General features: G+C 59.1%; 14 protein-coding genes. 5 read left to right on the top strand and 9 right to left on the bottom strand.

From position 1 onward, the window contains the following. Positions 1–31: 31 nt before the first annotated feature. From KW841_RS28730 to KW841_RS28715, 4 genes are all read right to left on the bottom strand, one after another. Positions 32–916 carry an ABC transporter permease subunit gene (locus KW841_RS28730; RefSeq protein ID WP_007999976.1) on the bottom strand — a complete coding sequence of 295 codons (885 nt, stop codon included), beginning with the start codon at positions 914–916 and terminating at the stop codon, positions 32–34. After that, a complete protein-coding gene (locus KW841_RS28725; RefSeq protein ID WP_218480666.1) occupies positions 913–1827 on the bottom strand; it encodes an ABC transporter permease subunit in 915 nt (304 codons plus the stop codon). Before KW841_RS28725 ends, KW841_RS28730 begins: the two co-directional genes overlap by 4 nt. Continuing rightward, positions 1824–2966 carry a polyamine ABC transporter ATP-binding protein gene (potA, locus tag KW841_RS28720; RefSeq protein ID WP_007975257.1) on the bottom strand — a complete coding sequence of 381 codons (1143 nt, stop codon included), beginning with the start codon at positions 2964–2966 and terminating at the stop codon, positions 1824–1826. Before potA ends, KW841_RS28725 begins: the two co-directional genes overlap by 4 nt. 367 nt (positions 2967–3333) lie before the next feature. Then, positions 3334–4095: a gamma-glutamyl-gamma-aminobutyrate hydrolase family protein gene (locus KW841_RS28715; protein WP_116583059.1), complete on the bottom strand. Its 762-nt coding sequence runs from the start codon at positions 4093–4095 to the stop codon at positions 3334–3336. 283 nt (positions 4096–4378) lie between these two features. On the opposite strand from KW841_RS28715, the gene KW841_RS28710 reads away from it, so the two are divergent. From KW841_RS28710 to KW841_RS28695, 4 genes are all read left to right on the top strand, one after another. Then, positions 4379–5755, top strand: coding sequence for a glutamine synthetase family protein (locus KW841_RS28710; protein WP_007975260.1), 1377 nt, complete (start codon positions 4379–4381; stop codon positions 5753–5755). 201 nt (positions 5756–5956) lie between these two features. Further along, positions 5957–7447, top strand: a complete 1491-nt coding sequence (locus tag KW841_RS28705; RefSeq protein ID WP_218480665.1) for an aldehyde dehydrogenase — start codon at positions 5957–5959, stop codon at positions 7445–7447. 52 nt (positions 7448–7499) lie between these two features. Further along, positions 7500–8798, top strand: a complete 1299-nt coding sequence (locus KW841_RS28700) for an FAD-binding oxidoreductase (protein ID WP_116583057.1) — start codon at positions 7500–7502, stop codon at positions 8796–8798. A 447-nt stretch (positions 8799–9245) separates the two neighbouring features. Next, on the top strand, positions 9246–9794 hold the full coding sequence (locus tag KW841_RS28695; RefSeq protein WP_007975263.1) for a cupin domain-containing protein: 549 nt from the start codon (positions 9246–9248) through the stop codon (positions 9792–9794). A 76-nt stretch (positions 9795–9870) separates the two neighbouring features. On the opposite strand, the gene KW841_RS28690 is transcribed toward KW841_RS28695, so the two are convergent. The 4 genes from KW841_RS28690 to KW841_RS28675 form a co-directional block, all read right to left on the bottom strand. Beyond that, entirely contained in the window at positions 9871–11010 is a 1140-nt protein-coding gene (locus KW841_RS28690; protein WP_218480664.1) for a merozoite surface protein 3b, read from the bottom strand. An 81-nt stretch (positions 11011–11091) separates the two neighbouring features. Further along, complete coding sequence (locus KW841_RS28685; protein WP_218480663.1) at positions 11092–11412, bottom strand: hypothetical protein; 321 nt, start codon at positions 11410–11412, stop codon at positions 11092–11094. Positions 11413–11470: 58 nt separating this feature from the next. Then, positions 11471–12598 carry a DUF6384 family protein gene (locus KW841_RS28680; protein ID WP_218480662.1) on the bottom strand — a complete coding sequence of 376 codons (1128 nt, stop codon included), beginning with the start codon at positions 12596–12598 and terminating at the stop codon, positions 11471–11473. 74 nt (positions 12599–12672) lie between these two features. After that, entirely contained in the window at positions 12673–13857 is a 1185-nt protein-coding gene (locus tag KW841_RS28675) for a DUF6384 family protein (RefSeq protein ID WP_256357984.1), read from the bottom strand. 339 nt (positions 13858–14196) lie between these two features. Here KW841_RS28675 and KW841_RS28670 point away from each other — a divergent pair, with 339 nt between their 5' ends. Further along, positions 14197–14628 (top strand): hypothetical protein, encoded by a 432-nt coding sequence (locus tag KW841_RS28670; protein ID WP_218480660.1) that lies wholly within the window; start codon positions 14197–14199, stop codon positions 14626–14628. A gap of 67 nt (positions 14629–14695) precedes the next feature. On the opposite strand, the gene KW841_RS28665 is transcribed toward KW841_RS28670, so the two are convergent. Next, positions 14696–14995 carry a fructose-bisphosphate aldolase gene (locus KW841_RS28665; RefSeq protein WP_371319547.1) on the bottom strand — a complete coding sequence of 100 codons (300 nt, stop codon included), beginning with the start codon at positions 14993–14995 and terminating at the stop codon, positions 14696–14698. Positions 14996–15495 lie beyond the last annotated feature (500 nt).

Here is a 15495-nt window from a genome sequence, read left to right as displayed (position 1 = left end):
GCCCCCTTGCTACAGTTAGTTCAGCAGCGGCTTAAGCCGTTGCTCCTGCCATCTGCTTTTTCGGTTGTTGCCAGGATTCGCTGGCGGTCTGGTCCATGGCTTCCTGGATCGCGCGTTTGCGGGTGGCTTCGGCACGGCGGCTGAAGTACCAGACCATGAAGGTCACGATCGACACGGCCAACAGGATCAGGCTGGCCACGGCGTTGATCTCGGGCTTAACCCCCAGACGTACCGCCGAGAACACTTCCATCGGCAGGGTCGTGGAACCCGGGCCGGAGACGAAGCTCGCCAGCACCAGGTCATCCAGCGACAGGGCGAACGACATCATGCCGCCGGCCGCCAGTGATGGCGCGATCATCGGGATGGTGATCAGGAAAAACACCTTGAACGGTTTCGCGCCCAGGTCCATGGCCGCTTCCTCGATGGACAGGTCCAGCTCGCGAAGGCGGGCGGAGACTACCACCGCAACATAAGCGGCACAAAACGTGGTGTGGGCGATCCATATGGTGACGATGCCGCGTTCCTGCGGCCAGCCGATCAACTGCGCCATGGCCACGAACAGCAGTAACAGCGACAGACCAGTGATCACTTCAGGCATCACCAGCGGCGCGGTGACCAGGCCACCGAACAGGGTGCGACCCTTGAAGCGGGTGACGCGGGTCAGCACGAACGCGGCCAGGGTACCCAGCGCCACCGCCGCGATGGCGGTGTAGCAGGCGATCTCCAGCGAGCGCACCACCGAGCCCATCAGTTGCGAGTTGTCGAGCAAACCGGCGTACCACTTGAACGACCAGCCACCCCACACCGTCACCAGCTTGGAGGCGTTGAACGAGTAGATCACCAGGATCAGCATCGGCAGGTAGATAAACGACAGGCCGAAAATCAGCATGAACTTTGAAAATCCGAAGCGTTTCATCCCCGTGCCTCCATCTCTTTGGCCTGACTGCGGTTGAACAGCAGAATCGGCACAATCAGGATCAACAGCATCACCACCGCCAAGGCAGACGCCACCGGCCAGTCGCGGTTATTGAAGAACTCTTGCCACAACACACGACCGATCATCAGGGTTTCCGGACCGCCCAGCAGTTCCGGAATCACGAACTCACCGACCACCGGAATGAACACCAGCATGCAGCCGGCGATGATGCCGTTCTTGGCCAGCGGCACGGTGATTTTCCAGAAGCTGTTGAAGGTGCTCGAACCCAGGTCCGACGCGGCTTCCAGCAGGCTCTGGTCGTGCTTGACCAGGTTGGCGTACAGCGGCAGCACCATGAACGGCAGGTACGCATACACCACGCCGATGTAGACAGCCGTGTTGGTGTTGAGGATCTCGATCGGCTGCGACGTCAGCCCGGTCCACATCAGGAACCCGTTGAGCAGGCCGTTGTTGCTGAGGATGCCCATCCACGCATACACGCGGATCAGGATCGCGGTCCAGGTCGGCATCATGATCAGCAGCATCAGCACGTTCTGCGCTTCCTTGCTGGCCTTGGTGATGGCGTAGGCCATCGGGAAACCGATCACCAGGCACATCAGGGTGCTGAACAGCGCGACCTTCAACGAACCGAGATAAGCCGAGAGGTACAGCTCGTCCTGGCCCAGCAAGGTGTAGTTGCCGATGTTGAGCAACAGCTGGAATTTCTGCTCGGCGAAGGTGTAGATCTCCGAGTAGGGCGGAATGGCCAGGGCCGCTTCCGAGAAGCTGATCTTCATCACCAGGAAGAACGGCAACATGAAGAACAGGAACAGCCAGATGAACGGAATCCCGATGACGAACTTGCGCCCGCTGGGGACCAGTCTCAGAAATTGCTGATTGAAGGTTTTCATGCGCGCAGTACCACGCCGCTGTCGTCTTCCCACCACACGTAGACCTGATCGTCCCAGGTCGGACGTGCACCACGGCGTTCGGCGTTGGCCATGAACGACTGGACGATCTTGCCGCCAGGCAGCTCGACGTAGAACACCGAGTGGCCGCCGAGGTAGGCGATGTCATGCACCTTGCCGCTGGACCAGTTGTAGCGGTTGTCCGGCTTGACGGTGCTGACCAGCAGTTTTTCCGGGCGGATCGCGTAGGTGATCGACTTGTCCTGCACCGAGGTGCTGACGCCGTGACCGACGTAGATCTTCTGTTCCAGGTCCGGGCTGTGGATGATCGCGTGACCTTCCAGGTCTTCTACCACGGTGCCTTCGAAAGCGTTCACGTTGCCGATGAATTCGCAGACCATGCGGCTGACCGGTGCTTCGTAGATGTCGACCGGGCTGCCGATCTGGGCGATCCAGCCCAGGTGCATGATCGCGATGCGCTGGGCCATGGTCATGGCCTCTTCCTGGTCGTGGGTCACCATCACGCAGGTCACGCCCACGCGCTCGATGATTTCCACCAGCTCCAGCTGCATTTGCGAGCGCAGCTTTTTATCCAGGGCGCCCATCGGTTCGTCGAGCAGCAGCAGCTTCGGACGCTTGGCCAGGGAACGGGCCAGGGCCACGCGCTGACGCTGGCCGCCGGACAGTTGGTGCGGCTTGCGCTTGGCGTACTGGGTCATGTGCACCAGGCGCAGCATCTCCTGCACCCGGGCTTCGATCTCGGCCGCTGGCAAACGGTCCTGCTTGAGGCCGAAGGCGATGTTCTGCGCCACCGTCATGTGCGGGAACAAGGCGTAGGACTGGAACATCATGTTGATCGGTCGTTCGTACGGCGGCATGTCGGTGATGTCGACACCGTCGAGCAGAATCCGCCCTTCGGTCGGGCGCTCGAAACCGGCGAGCATGCGCAGCAGGGTCGATTTGCCGGAGCCGGAACCGCCGAGCAGGGCGAAGATTTCACCCTGGTGGATTTCCAGGGACACATCGTCCACTGCGGTGGTTTCGTCGAATTTCTTGGTGACGCGATCGACTTTCACCAAGACCTTCTTCGGGGCCTGGTGACCTTCAATAGCCTTCCTGTAAATGCTGGAGGCGTTTGCCATGTGAAACTCCCAACAGGTTTCAGTCGCCAGGCCAACACGGCCCGGCTTAATAGTGGATTGCAAACCCGTATCGGGGACTTCGGTCAGAGCGCAGACCCTGTGGGAGCGAGCTTGCTCGCGATGAGGCAGCCACATTCAACATTGATGGTGACTGTTCTACCGCTATCGCGAGCAAGCTCGCTCCCACAGGGATTTGCGTTTGTTGATCGAACTCTCCCATACCGCTCCGGGTTTATTCGGCGCCGCCATCCTGGCTGCCTGGTCGTACTTGTTGTTATTGCAGTGTGTTGTTATCGCGAACGGGACGCGCAAAAGCGCCCGCCCGCTCGCGTGGGGCAGTCAATCGTTGAATGTGGGTGCCGGGTCGTCAGCTCGAGTGACGCAGCGCCGCCCGTTGCCGGCAGGCTTCGCCGAACGCCTGGAAAATACTCAAGTAGGGCGGGTTGTTCAGGACCTGCCATTCCGGGTGCCATTGCACGCCGAGGGCGAAGGCCTGGCTGTGCTCGACCGAGATCGCTTCGATCAGGCCATCGGGTGCGACAGCTTCGGCGCGCAGGCCGGGCGCGAGGCGGTCGATGCCCTGGCTGTGAATCGAATTGACCTGGAACACCGGTGGCAGGTCCAGCGCTTCGAACACACCACCGGGCTGCACATTCACCGCATGGGCGGGAGCGTATTGCACGGCCAGGTCCGGGTGGTTGGCCTCACGGTGATCGAGGAAGCCGGGCAGTTCATGGACTTTCTGATGCAGGCTGCCACCGAACGCCACGTTCATTTCCTGGAAGCCGCGGCAGATGCCGAGCACCGGAACGCCGGCAGCGATGGCTGCGCGGATCAATGGCAGGGTGGTGCGGTCCCGTTGCGGATCGTGTTCCGTGCCGGGGGCGCTGTCGGGGCCTTGATAGTGGAAAGGTTCCACGTTCGACGGCGAGCCGGTCAGCAACAGACCGTCGAGCTGCGGCAGCAGGTCATCGATTTCGGTCAGGTCGCCTAAGGAAGGAATAACGACAGGCAGCCCCAGCGCCGCAACGCTGACAGCACGCAAGTACTTGTCGCCGCTGATGTGGTAGGGGTGCAGGCCAATCTGTTTGACGCATGCAGTAACGCCGATCAATGGCTTGAATGCCATTTTTATCACCTCGAAGTTTCACACTTGAACGAGCTTTTCCGGAGCTTAGCCTTGTTGATTTTAATTAACAACTCTCATGTAAAAAATTCTAAACGCCGCACGTCCGATCTTCAGGATTTACGCGTGTTTGAGGGCGTATCTGGCACTCTCGTCCTTCTGAGAGGCCCGAAAATAAACGTTGAAAGGCCAGGTGTTCGCTATTGACTTCACTTTGCCTTTCGGATTGACTGGGCTCGTGAAAGGGCGGTGAACATAATAATTAACAGTAAAAAATAGGTGCATCATGTCGGTCCCTCTGCGTACCGTTCAACTCAACGAAGCAAACGCATTCCTTAAGAAATATCCTGAGGTTTTGTACGTCGACCTTCTGATTGCGGATATGAACGGTGTGGTGCGCGGCAAGCGCATCGAGCGCACCAGTCTTCATAAGGTTTACGAGAAAGGCATCAACCTGCCGGCGTCTCTGTTTGCTCTGGACATCAATGGCTCCACGGTGGAAAGCACCGGCCTGGGTCTGGACATCGGCGACTCCGACCGGATCTGCTACCCCATCCCGGGCACCCTGAGCATCGAACCCTGGCAGAAGCGCCCGACTGCGCAACTGCTGATGACCATGCACGAACTCGAAGGCGAACCCTTCTTCGCCGACCCGCGTGAAGTGCTGGCCAATGTCGTGCGCAAGTTCGACGACATGGGCCTGACCATCTGCGCCGCGTTCGAACTGGAGTTCTACCTGATCGACCAGGACAACGTGAACGGTCGTCCGCAATCGCCACGTTCGCCGGTATCCGGCAAGCGTCCGATGTCGACCCAGGTGTACCTGATCGACGACCTCGACGAATACGTCGACTGCCTGCAAGACATCCTCGAAGGCGCTAAAGAGCAGGGCATCCCGGCTGACGCCATCGTCAAGGAAAGCGCCCCGGCGCAATTCGAAGTCAACCTGCATCACGTGGCTGACCCGATCAAGGCCTGCGACTACGCGGTCCTGCTCAAGCGTCTGGTGAAGAACATCGCCTACGACCACGAGATGGACACCACCTTCATGGCCAAGCCGTACCCGGGCCAGGCGGGCAACGGTCTGCACGTGCACATTTCGATTCTCGACAAAGAAGGCAACAACATCTTTGCCAGCGAGGATCCCGAGCAGAACGCCGCGCTGCGACACGCGATCGGCGGTGTGCTCGAGACCCTGCCGGCGCAGATGGCGTTCCTCTGCCCGAACGTCAACTCCTACCGTCGTTTCGGCGCACAGTTCTATGTGCCGAACTCGCCGAGCTGGGGCATCGACAACCGCACCGTGGCCGTGCGCGTACCGACCGGCTCGAAGGACGCCGTGCGCATCGAACACCGCGTGGCCGGTGCCGACGCCAACCCGTACCTGCTGATGGCCTCGGTATTGGCCGGCGTGCACCACGGCTTGACCAACCAGATCGAGCCGGGCGCCCCGGTGGAAGGCAACAGCTACGAGCAGAACGAGCAAAGCCTGCCGAACAACCTGCGCGATGCCCTGCGCGAGCTGGATGACAGCGAAGTCATGGCGCGCTACATCGACCCGATGTACATCGACGTGTTCGTGGCGTGCAAGGAAAGCGAGCTGGCCGAGTTCGAGAACTCCATTTCCGACCTTGAGTACAACTGGTACTTGCACACCGTTTGATGGCGTTGGAGGTGCACACACATCCTGTGTGCGCCGCCAACCCCTGTGGGAGCGAGCTTGCTCGCGATAGCGGTCTGGCATTCAACATAGATGTCGACTGAATCACCGCTATCGCGAGCAAGCTCGCTCCCACAGGTACTGCGGCAATCTGATCCATGACCGAATGGCATCAGTCCGACGATCACTTATCGAGTCACAACCATGACAAACACTCGCAGCGATTGGGAGCAACGCTTCCAGTCCCTAACAATCGAAGGTCGTGCCTTCATTGACGGCCAATACTGCGCGGCCGCCAGTGGCGCCACGTTCGAATGCTTAAGCCCCGTGGACGGCCGTTTCCTGGCGAACGTCGCCAGCACCGACGAAGCCGACGCCAATGCGGCGGTCGCCGTGGCGCGCCGCACCTTCGAATCCGGTGTGTGGGCCAACCTGGCCCCGGCCGAGCGCAAGCGCATCCTGATCCGTTTCGCCGACCTGATCCTGGCCAACCAGGAAGAACTGGCCCTGCTTGAAACCCTCGACATGGGCAAGCCGATCAGCGACTCCATGAGCATCGACATTCCGGCGACCGCCAACGCGATCCGCTGGACCGCCGAAGCCATCGACAAGATCTACGACGAAGTCGCCGCCACGCCCCACGATCAGTTGGGCCTGGTTACGCGCGAAGCGGCCGGTGTGGTCGCGGCCATCGTGCCGTGGAACTTCCCGCTGATCATGGCCAGCTGGAAATTCGCCCCGGCCCTGGCGATGGGCAACTCGTTCATCCTCAAGCCTTCGGAAAAGTCGCCGCTGACCGCGATCCGCATCGCGCAGCTGGCACTCGATGCCGGCATCCCGAAAGGCGTGTTCAACGTCCTGCCGGGCTACGGCCACACCGTGGGCAAGGCGCTGGCCTTGCACATGGATGTCGACGTGCTGGCCTTCACCGGCTCCACGGCGATTGCCAAGCAGCTGATGATCTACGCCGGGCAAAGCAACATGAAACGCGTCTGGGCCGAAGCCGGGGGCAAGAGCGCGAACGTGGTGTTCGCCGACGCGCCGGATCTGCGCGCGGCGGCACAGGCAGCGGCCAGCGCCATCGCCTTCAACCAGGGCGAAGTCTGCACCGCCGGTTCGCGCCTGCTGGTGGAGCGTTCGATTCGCGAGCAGTTCATGCCATTGTTGGTGGAAGCCTTGCAAGCCTGGAAGCCGGGCCACGCGCTCGATCCTGCGACCACCGTTGGCGCGGTCGTCGACCAGCGTCAGCTGGACAGCGTGCTGCGCTACATCGGCATCGGCAAGGAGCAGGGCGCCGAACTGATCGCCGGCGGCAGCCGCACCCTCGAAGACACCGGTGGCCAGTACGTGCAGCCGACGATTTTCGACGGCGTGACCAACGCCATGACCATCGCCCGGGAAGAAATCTTCGGCCCGGTGCTGTCGGTCATCACCTTCGACACTGCCGAAGAAGCCCTGGCGATTGCCAACGACAGCATCTTCGGCCTGGCCGCCGGCGTCTGGACCCGCAACCTGAGCAAGGCCCACACCTTCGCCCGTGGCTTGCGTGCCGGCAGCGTCTGGGTCAACCAGTACGACGGCGGCGACATGACCGCGCCGTTCGGCGGGTACAAGCAGTCGGGTAACGGTCGGGACAAATCGCTGCACGCGTTCGACAAGTACACCGAACTCAAAGCGACCTGGATCAAGCTCTAACAACAATAAAGCGGCGGTCGCCGGCAACCTGCGGCGGCCATCGGAGAAATTTATGAAACACAGCTCTAGCAATCAGCAGCATGTAAACAGCTACTACGCCGCCACCCGCAACTTCACTGGCGATTTCCCGGTGCTGGAAGGGGCGGTGGACTGCGACGTCTGCGTGATCGGCGCCGGCTACACCGGCCTGTCCTCGGCGCTGTTCCTCGCCGAAGCGGGCTACAGCGTGACCGTGCTCGAAGCGGCCAAAGTCGGCTTCGGCGCCAGCGGTCGCAACGGCGGCCAACTGGTCAACTCCTACAGCCGCGACGTCGATGTCATCGAAGAGCGCTACGGCGACAAGACCGCCGAAGTGCTCGGCAGCATGATTTTCGAAGGCGCCGACATCATTCGTCAGCGCATACAGCACTACGACATCCAGTGCGATTACCGTCCCGGCGGCATCTTCGCGGCGATGAACAAGAAGCAACTCAAGGGCCTGGCCGAACAGAAGAAAAGCTGGGAGCGCTATGGCAACAAGAACCTGACACTGCTCGGCGAAGCCGACATCAAGCGCGAAGTGGGTTCCGATGCCTACGTCGGCGGCCTGCTGGACATGCAGGGCGGTCACATTCACCCGCTGAACCTGGCCCTCGGCGAAGCCTCGGCGATCATCGGCCTGGGCGGCAAGATCTACGAGCAATCGGCGGCGGTGGAAATCACCTACGGCGAGCCGATCACCGTGCGCACTGCCAAGGGCGTGGTGAAGGCCAAGTACCTGCTGATCGCCGGTAACGCCTACCTGCCGCAGGGTCTGGACAACCGCGTGACCAGCAAGAGCATGCCGTGCGGTTCGCAGATCGTCGTCACCGAGCCGTTGTCGGAAAAGCAGGCCCGCAGCCTGATCAAGAACAACTACTGCGTCGAAGACTGCAACTACCTGCTCGACTACTACCGCCTGACCGCGGACAACCGCCTGCTGTACGGCGGTGGCGTGGTCTACGGTGCGCGCGAACCGAACGACATCGAGCAACTGATCCGCCCGAAAATCCTCAAGACCTTCCCGCAATTGAAGGATGTGAAGATCGACTACCGCTGGACCGGCAACTTCCTGCTGACCATGTCGCGCATGCCGCAATTCGGCCGTATCGAGAAAAACGCCTACTACATGCAGGGCTACAGCGGTCACGGCGTCACCTGCTCGCACCTGGCCGGCAAACTGATCTCGGAAATGATCCGTGGCGACGCCGAGCGTTTCGATGCGTTTGCCTCCTTGCCGCACATGCCGATGATCGGCGGGCGCACCTTCTCGGCACCGTTGACCGCCATGGGCGCCGTGTACTACTCGCTGCGCGACCGTTTCGGCATCTAAGCCTTACCTCGCCGGCGGCATCTCCCCAAAGGGTGCCGCCGGTTTTTTACAACGGCCAAAAAGGTCATGAACACTGCAGTTCCCTGTGGGAGCGGGCTTGCCCGCGATGAGGCCCTGTCAGTCACCTTTTATGTTGCCTGACACACCGCCATCGCGGGCAAGCCCGCTCCCACAGGTTCTTCAGTTGAGTGAAAGTGACAATTCGCAGGTCGTTTTTCCAGCCGTTTATCGAACCTGCTGAGCATTACCAACAAACGTGATTTAATAGCCGCCTTTCACGTTTCCGGGACCGGAAAACGGCGTGATACACGCCAGTACTCCACCCCTCCATTATCCCTGTAGGAGCGAGCCTGCTCGCGAAAACGCCAGTTCAATCAACATCAATGTTGAGGCTAAAATCGCAATCGCGAACACACTCGCTCCTACGGGTTGGCACATAAGGCTGTCATGGACACGGGCTCACGACTCAAATTAGTACGCGAAAGCTACAAACTGTCCCAGCGCGAGCTGGCCCGGCGTAGCGGCGTCACCAATGCAACCATCTCCCTGATCGAACAGAATCGGGTCAGTCCTTCCGTCAGCTCCCTGAAGAAATTGCTGGAGGGCATCCCCATGTCCCTGGCCGACTTCTTCACCTTCGATCAGCCACCCCGCGAACACCAGTACGTCTTCCGCGCCAACGAACAGCCTGACCTCGGCCGCCATGGCCTGCGCCTGCTGCTGATCGGCGCGTCCGTACCGAGCCGGCAGATGCGCCTGCTGCGCGAGCAGTACGCACCGGGCGCCAGCTCCGGCGAAGAGCCGATCGTGCATTCCGAAGGCGAGGAGTGTGGGTTGGTGACACGGGGTACGGTTGAGTTGACCGTGGACGGCCAGGTGAGTGTGCTGAACGCCGGGGATGGTTATTACTTCCCGACGACCTTGCCGCATCGGTTTCGCAATATCGGGGCGGATGAGGCGGAGATTATCAGCGCGAATACGCCGGCGAACTTCTGATTACGGTCAGAAACGCTTCATTGATCGTGGCCAAAGAAATCCGATACCTGCTCAGGCATCGGATTTTTTTATGCCATCAGGCAGCCTTGGTCAAAAGCGCAGCGAATTTACGCTTGGCATCCTCGACTGCGTCGGCAATGTCACGGGCGGCATTGCTCGATTCGGTGCGATAGGTTTCGGTCAGTTCGTTCATGTCGGTCTGGAAGCTCAGGGTCGCATCGGCCAGCGCGCGAACCGAGTCGACCTTGATAGTCGAACCGTAGCTGGCCTTGACTGCCGCTTCGAGTTGCTGATTACCGGTTGCTCCCAGGGCTTCCAGGGCCTTGCCAATACCGTCGGTAGTGGCGTTCAGCGTGTGGGTGGCCTCAGCCAGGCCGCTGTTGCTGGTGAAGGAAACGGCAAGGCCGGTCAACACGACTTCGTTGGTGGAGAAGAACGAGACCATGCGCTGATACTGGCGCTCCTTGATGACATGCACCTGGTTGATCCGGGCGAAGACCATCTCGGCGGTGTTGTAGCCAACCTTGAGGTCATCGGCGATGTCCTTGACGATCTGGTAGCGCTTGTCTTCGTCTTGCAAGGCGCGAACGGCTTCGTCACGGCGCAGCTCCAGGGCGGCGCGCCGGGCAGGCTCCTGAGCCTCGGCAGCGGTCACTTGAGTATTGGCCTCGTTCAACGCCAGAGTCCGTTGCTCCAGGGCCTTGCCGGCCAAGGCGAGAACCTGCTGGGCATCGACCTCGGCGGCTTTCATGGCCATCCGGAAGTCCATGTAAGCCTCCAGGATCACGGTTTCACGGGCGATCTGGTCGTTGGCCGACTTGCACACCTGAAGGTAGTTCGTGCGGATGTCATTGAAGCGGTCGGGGATGGAGCCACGGCGCAGATTCATCCAGCTCAACTTGAGCTTTTCCGTGGTGTCCAGGCGCCCGTCGTCCATCCACCCGGCCATCGCGGCCGCGTCTTCACGAATCGAGGTGAAACTCTGGGTGATGTCCATGAACCGCGTGGAGATGTCCATGCCCTCGATCTGTTCCCGGACCATGCTATTGAAGGCCGTTGACTGTTGCAGGACCGAAGCGATGGACGTGACTTTAGTGGTGTCGTACTCGGCCACACGGTCCAGAAGCACCAGCACCGGCGCATTCTGCACGGGTTGAAAGAGGTTGATGCCGATGGTGCGCAGGCCAGTGAGCGCTCGTTCCAGGTAGTTGCTCATCGAATGTCCTTTCGTGATGTTTTCAGTACAAATCAAAATGAGAGACGGCATGCAGGCGCATCCAGCCAGGCGCTGCAAATCCTAACGGGGGCTTTTGCGCCGCAGTTCCTCGTTGCGTTCCTGCATCGCCAGCAGCATCAGTTCGTTCTGGCGGTTGGCCGCATAGTTGATTCGCTTGGCCAGCATGCCGTCCAGCCAGCGCTGGTAGAAGTTGTAAGGGTACTGCTCGGTGCCAAAACCCCGCTCGCGCAGGAATACATAAGCTTCGTTGGCGTTGTAGGCGCTCAGTTTTTCCCGGCATTCCTGGCGTATGTCTTCATAATCTTTTTTTGTTTGCTGCGCAGGTTCTTTCGAGGCCGGAACATCCTGGCGCGATGCCTGATCGTGGCTGGTAAATGTCATTGCATGACCCTTTGAGTATCATTTGAAGTTGGCTGGCAACCCGCATTGGGTGTGACCATCAATACCGTGACCAATAACCTGACACCTTGAGTCGCTTGATCAGCAGACTGATTTTTTTCTCGGCGGCGTCCGAGTCGCCACGCTTTAAATCCGCCTCGATATCGTGGATGTTCCCCTGCAATTCAGTGCGTACTTCATTGGGAATCGATGGGTCTTCCACGCGCCTTTTCACCGTGTAGTAACGCGAGGTCTGGAGCTTAAGCAGATCGGTGGTAGCGAACAGTTCGCTACCGAGGTCCATTTTGCTGGCGAACGCGGCCTGGAAGCTGTCATAGTCGTCAACGCGTGCCAGTTGCTGGTCGAGTTCAGCCAGGCGGTCATCCAGGCCGCTCGATTGCGCAATCGCGGCTGCCCGACCCGGATCCTCGAGCATTGCCTTGATCCCCTGGCGTATGTTGAGAACCCCGCTTGCGTATCCCATGTCTCTCTCTGCTGCGTACAGTGCACGGTTGATCCTGAGTTTTTCCTGCTCCAGCGCCTCGACTTGTGGTGCGAGAGTGTCCACGTTGTCGCGGGTAATCGGTTCGGCTTGACCGATGTCCGTGCGTATATCGCCTACCGGCAGTGTTTGTTCGGCGCGATGAAGCAGCCGGCTGGCGTTTGCGTCCGGCTCTGCTGCATTCCTTCTCAGCAAATCCACCAGCTTTTTGCGCTGAACGTCCAGTTGTTTGGATGTTTCGTTTAGATCCTGCCGAAGGATGTAGGCAGCGTTGGTGACTTCGCGTACTTTTGTATTGGAATCAATAGTGGAATTGCAACTCTGAACCAGCGTGGTGATCCCTGCCGCCAGCGCCACAGCGATCACCCATCGCCGCGAGAATAATTTTTTTCCATGCATGGACAATAGAGGGCGATTGGCAAGCCTGCGGACCAGCCAGGTGTCGAAGCTATTGAGCTGCGGGAGTTCAAACATCAGGCGATGGGCGAAGAATTGATGAACACCTTGCTCGATCAGCTCATCATCGAATTCAAGATTGTTGCTTTGATAGTAAGCGCGGATGTGTCCGGCGATGTCCGCACGACGCCGTGGAAGGTCGAGGTGTTCCTGAACCTGTTTCTGTTGATGGCGCAACTCATCGACCAGTGCCATCGCCCCCATTTGATCGGTGAGTGAAATGTTGCTCATCGAGTGTCCTTTCGTGATGTATTCAGTACGGGTCCAAACCAGGTGTTTGGACTTCAGCGGTACTTTTTGCGGATCTAGCTGCGTGCCTGCGTCGACACGACTGCCCGCTCTGTCATGTTGTTGCGTTCAGTTTGACCGAAGCGAGTGCGGTAGCCGGCGCTTTTCGTGGTTTCAATCAACGCATTGATCTTCTTCTCCGCGGCATCTGCGTCGCTTCTTTCGAGGTCGGCCTCGATCTGGCTGCTGATCCTGTCCAGTTCCCGGCGGATATCACTCGGGATGGACTGGGACGCAAGGAGGCTTTTCAGTTCCTTGTAGCGACGGGTCTGGAGCTGTAGCAAGTCTGTGCCGGACAGGTCACGCCCCAACTCACTGTAGGTCGAATAGGCATCATCGTAAGTGGTCTGATTGTCGACGCGTTCGAGCAACTGATCGAGTTCAGCCAAGCGTTGATCCAGGTTGCTGGATTGCTTGATGGCTGCTGCCCGATTCGGGTCCTGCAGCATCTGCGTGATCCCAAGGCGAATCCACAGGACTCCCCGGGCCAGCTTCAGGTTTTCCTGTACAGCGGGGAGGGCGCCCCAGATCGCGTCCCGTTTTACCTGGAGTGAATCGAGCTCTGACAAGAGGGCATCCACGTTGTCGCGAGTCACCGGTCCGGCGATATTGATGTTTGTCCGGATATCGCCCGCAGGGAGAGCGTTTTGTGCGCGCTGAAGAAGGCGACTGACGGTTTCGTCCGGTTTTTCGGCGTTGCTTTTCTGCAATTGCTGCAGTTCAGCGCGCACCTTCTCTACTTGCCTGTAAAGCTCGTCGTAACTTTGGTCGATACCGATGGAGTCAAGGGTAACGTTTTTAAGTTTCTCCTGATAATCAATAAAGCTGCTGCAGCGCTGGATCAGCAGGGCGACCGCTGCCAGTGCAGCCAGCTTGATCAGCCGTCGCCGAGGGAGCAGCGCCTTGATGCGACTGCGCTTGAGGTCACGGTTGGTCAGGTTTTTGACCAGCCAGGCATCGAAGCCTGTGAGTTGCGGCTCATCGAAAGCCAGGCGCCAGGAGAAGAATTGGTGAACGCCTTGCTCGACCAGGTCATCATCGAAGGCGATGTTGTTGCTCTGGTAATAGGCGCGAATACGCTTCTGGATTTCCGCACGGCGTCGCGGCAGATCGAGATGATCCTGGACATGCCTTTGCTGACGACGCAGTTCATCGACAAAGGCCATGGCTGCCATTTGCTCTGAGAGTGGAATGCTGCTCATCAGGCGCAGGCCTTGTGCGGGTGACCCTGGCCATGGTGTCTGATGTTGTCGCAGCCGGTATGGGTGTGCCCGTCAGGTGCCCGCAAAACAGCAACGATCAGTCTCATTACACACGTCCTTGATAAGCCAGGAAACAGCCAGGCATTGATTGATTTCGGTTGTTGGTTGGGGGTGATGTCATGTCGACATCAAATTATACGGAAGTTCCAAGGCTGCGTATTGAATTTAGCGCTGGAACTTTTCGCGAGATTGATGTCAATTTGATGGCGTGTGATGCGCCGAAATACCCAGGGGTCAATCAGTGTCAGGCTGTTTCCTGACAAATCATGGATGTGTGCGATGAAAAGCTTGGTTGCGGTGTTTTTGATGTTCGTCCTTGGTGGGCACGCTTATGCGGGGTGCTCCGGTATCAGCAACAATGACCAGCGCAAGTTGTGTGAAGCCAGGACAAACGGTGGCAGTTGCGGGAGCATCGACGACCGGGATCTGCGCTACACCTGCAATGCCGAAACGGGGCACGGCAGTTGTGGCAGCATCGATAACAGTGACCAACGCAAATTGTGCGAAGCCAGGACAAACGGTGGCAGTTGCGGGAGCATCGACGACCGGGATCTGCGCTACCTGTGCAATGCGGAAACGGGTCATGGCGGTTGCGGCAGCATCGATGACAGCGACCAGCGCAAACTGTGTGAAGCCAAAATAAACGGCGGCAGTTGCGGCAGTATCGATAACAACGACCTGCGCAATCAGTGTGACGCGCTCAAGCGCTGATTGAATGGTTCATCAGACAAGGAATCCAGCCCCGATGCCTGAGAATGGACATCGGGGTTCTTACGCCTCAGAGGGGATCACTGCTCTTTGGGCAACTCAACCCCCGCTGCTCGATGACCCCAAACACATCCCGTACATCCTGCAGCAGAATCCGCGAAATGTTGGTCACGGTATTGATGTCGTTTTCGGCGTAGTCGGGGAGGCTGGTGCAGGCCATGAGGTTGAGGTATTGCAGGACGGCGTTGAGGCGTTCGGCGACGCAGTTGTGGAGTTCGCGTAGCGGGGCGTCGCTGTCGATGAGGAGGACGGGGTAGCTGGTGGCGATTTGTTTCATGGGGGTGAAGCGGCGGGGTGGGTTGTTCATCATTTTGATATTTACTCAAAAAATTAATGAAGCGCCACCTGCTTGCTGCGAATCAATTGGGTGGCAGCTGTACGCGGGTTCGCAGACCGAGGAAGACAACCCAAAACCCGGCAGATCCGGAGATCTCCCACGTACAACCGCCATAAAACGTAAAGCCGGCGCAGTTTGCCAGAATTGTTGTTTGACGGTCTAAGGCTTGTTTCCTTCGGGCTGCGAAACCCAATCGCCAACTCAAGTCAGCGACGGGCGCACATTAGGCGGAGATTTCCAGTGCCGCAACCAGCCTGTAGGACGCCAAATACCCCCTGTGGCGAGGGAGCTCGCTCCCGATCGGCGGCTCTGCCGCCGTAAAATCAGGCACTTCGAAGTGTCTGAGGAAATGAGTTGCAAGGGATGAGGGCCGCTTCGCAGCCCGGCGGGAGCAAGCTCCCTCGCCACAGAGAGGCAAGTCCTACAAGTTTTTCGGACGTCAAGATTGAACGTTCGTCGGCTGGCGGGTTGCT

The sequence above is a fragment of the Pseudomonas sp. PDM28 genome, assembly GCF_019219115.1.
GTDB classification, from domain to species: Bacteria; Pseudomonadota; Gammaproteobacteria; order Pseudomonadales; family Pseudomonadaceae; genus Aquipseudomonas; species Aquipseudomonas laurylsulfatiphila.
Note: the sequence above shows the minus strand (reverse complement) of the source record. Positions and strands in the feature narration are given on the sequence as shown.

Excerpts from the sequence above, each read along its gene's own strand:
- KW841_RS28690 (WP_218480664.1), bottom strand. The coding sequence starts at position 11,010 with ATGAGCAACTACCTGGAACGAGCGCTCACTGGCCTGCGCACCATCGGC.
- KW841_RS28685 (WP_218480663.1), bottom strand. The coding sequence starts at position 11,412 with ATGACATTTACCAGCCACGATCAGGCATCGCGCCAGGATGTTCCGGCC.
- KW841_RS28695 (WP_007975263.1), top strand. The coding sequence starts at position 9,246 with ATGGACACGGGCTCACGACTCAAATTAGTACGCGAAAGCTACAAACTG.
- KW841_RS28730 (WP_007999976.1), bottom strand. The coding sequence starts at position 916 with ATGAAACGCTTCGGATTTTCAAAGTTCATGCTGATTTTCGGCCTGTCG.
- KW841_RS28715 (WP_116583059.1), bottom strand. The coding sequence starts at position 4,095 with ATGGCATTCAAGCCATTGATCGGCGTTACTGCATGCGTCAAACAGATT.
- KW841_RS28700 (WP_116583057.1), top strand. The coding sequence starts at position 7,500 with ATGAAACACAGCTCTAGCAATCAGCAGCATGTAAACAGCTACTACGCC.
- potA (WP_007975257.1), bottom strand. The coding sequence starts at position 2,966 with ATGGCAAACGCCTCCAGCATTTACAGGAAGGCTATTGAAGGTCACCAG.
- KW841_RS28705 (WP_218480665.1), top strand. The coding sequence starts at position 5,957 with ATGACAAACACTCGCAGCGATTGGGAGCAACGCTTCCAGTCCCTAACA.
- KW841_RS28665 (WP_371319547.1), bottom strand. The coding sequence starts at position 14,995 with ATGATGAACAACCCACCCCGCCGCTTCACCCCCATGAAACAAATCGCC.
- KW841_RS28725 (WP_218480666.1), bottom strand. The coding sequence starts at position 1,827 with ATGAAAACCTTCAATCAGCAATTTCTGAGACTGGTCCCCAGCGGGCGC.
- KW841_RS28710 (WP_007975260.1), top strand. The coding sequence starts at position 4,379 with ATGTCGGTCCCTCTGCGTACCGTTCAACTCAACGAAGCAAACGCATTC.
- KW841_RS28670 (WP_218480660.1), top strand. The coding sequence starts at position 14,197 with ATGAAAAGCTTGGTTGCGGTGTTTTTGATGTTCGTCCTTGGTGGGCAC.
- KW841_RS28680 (WP_218480662.1), bottom strand. The coding sequence starts at position 12,598 with ATGAGCAACATTTCACTCACCGATCAAATGGGGGCGATGGCACTGGTC.
- KW841_RS28675 (WP_256357984.1), bottom strand. The coding sequence starts at position 13,857 with ATGAGCAGCATTCCACTCTCAGAGCAAATGGCAGCCATGGCCTTTGTC.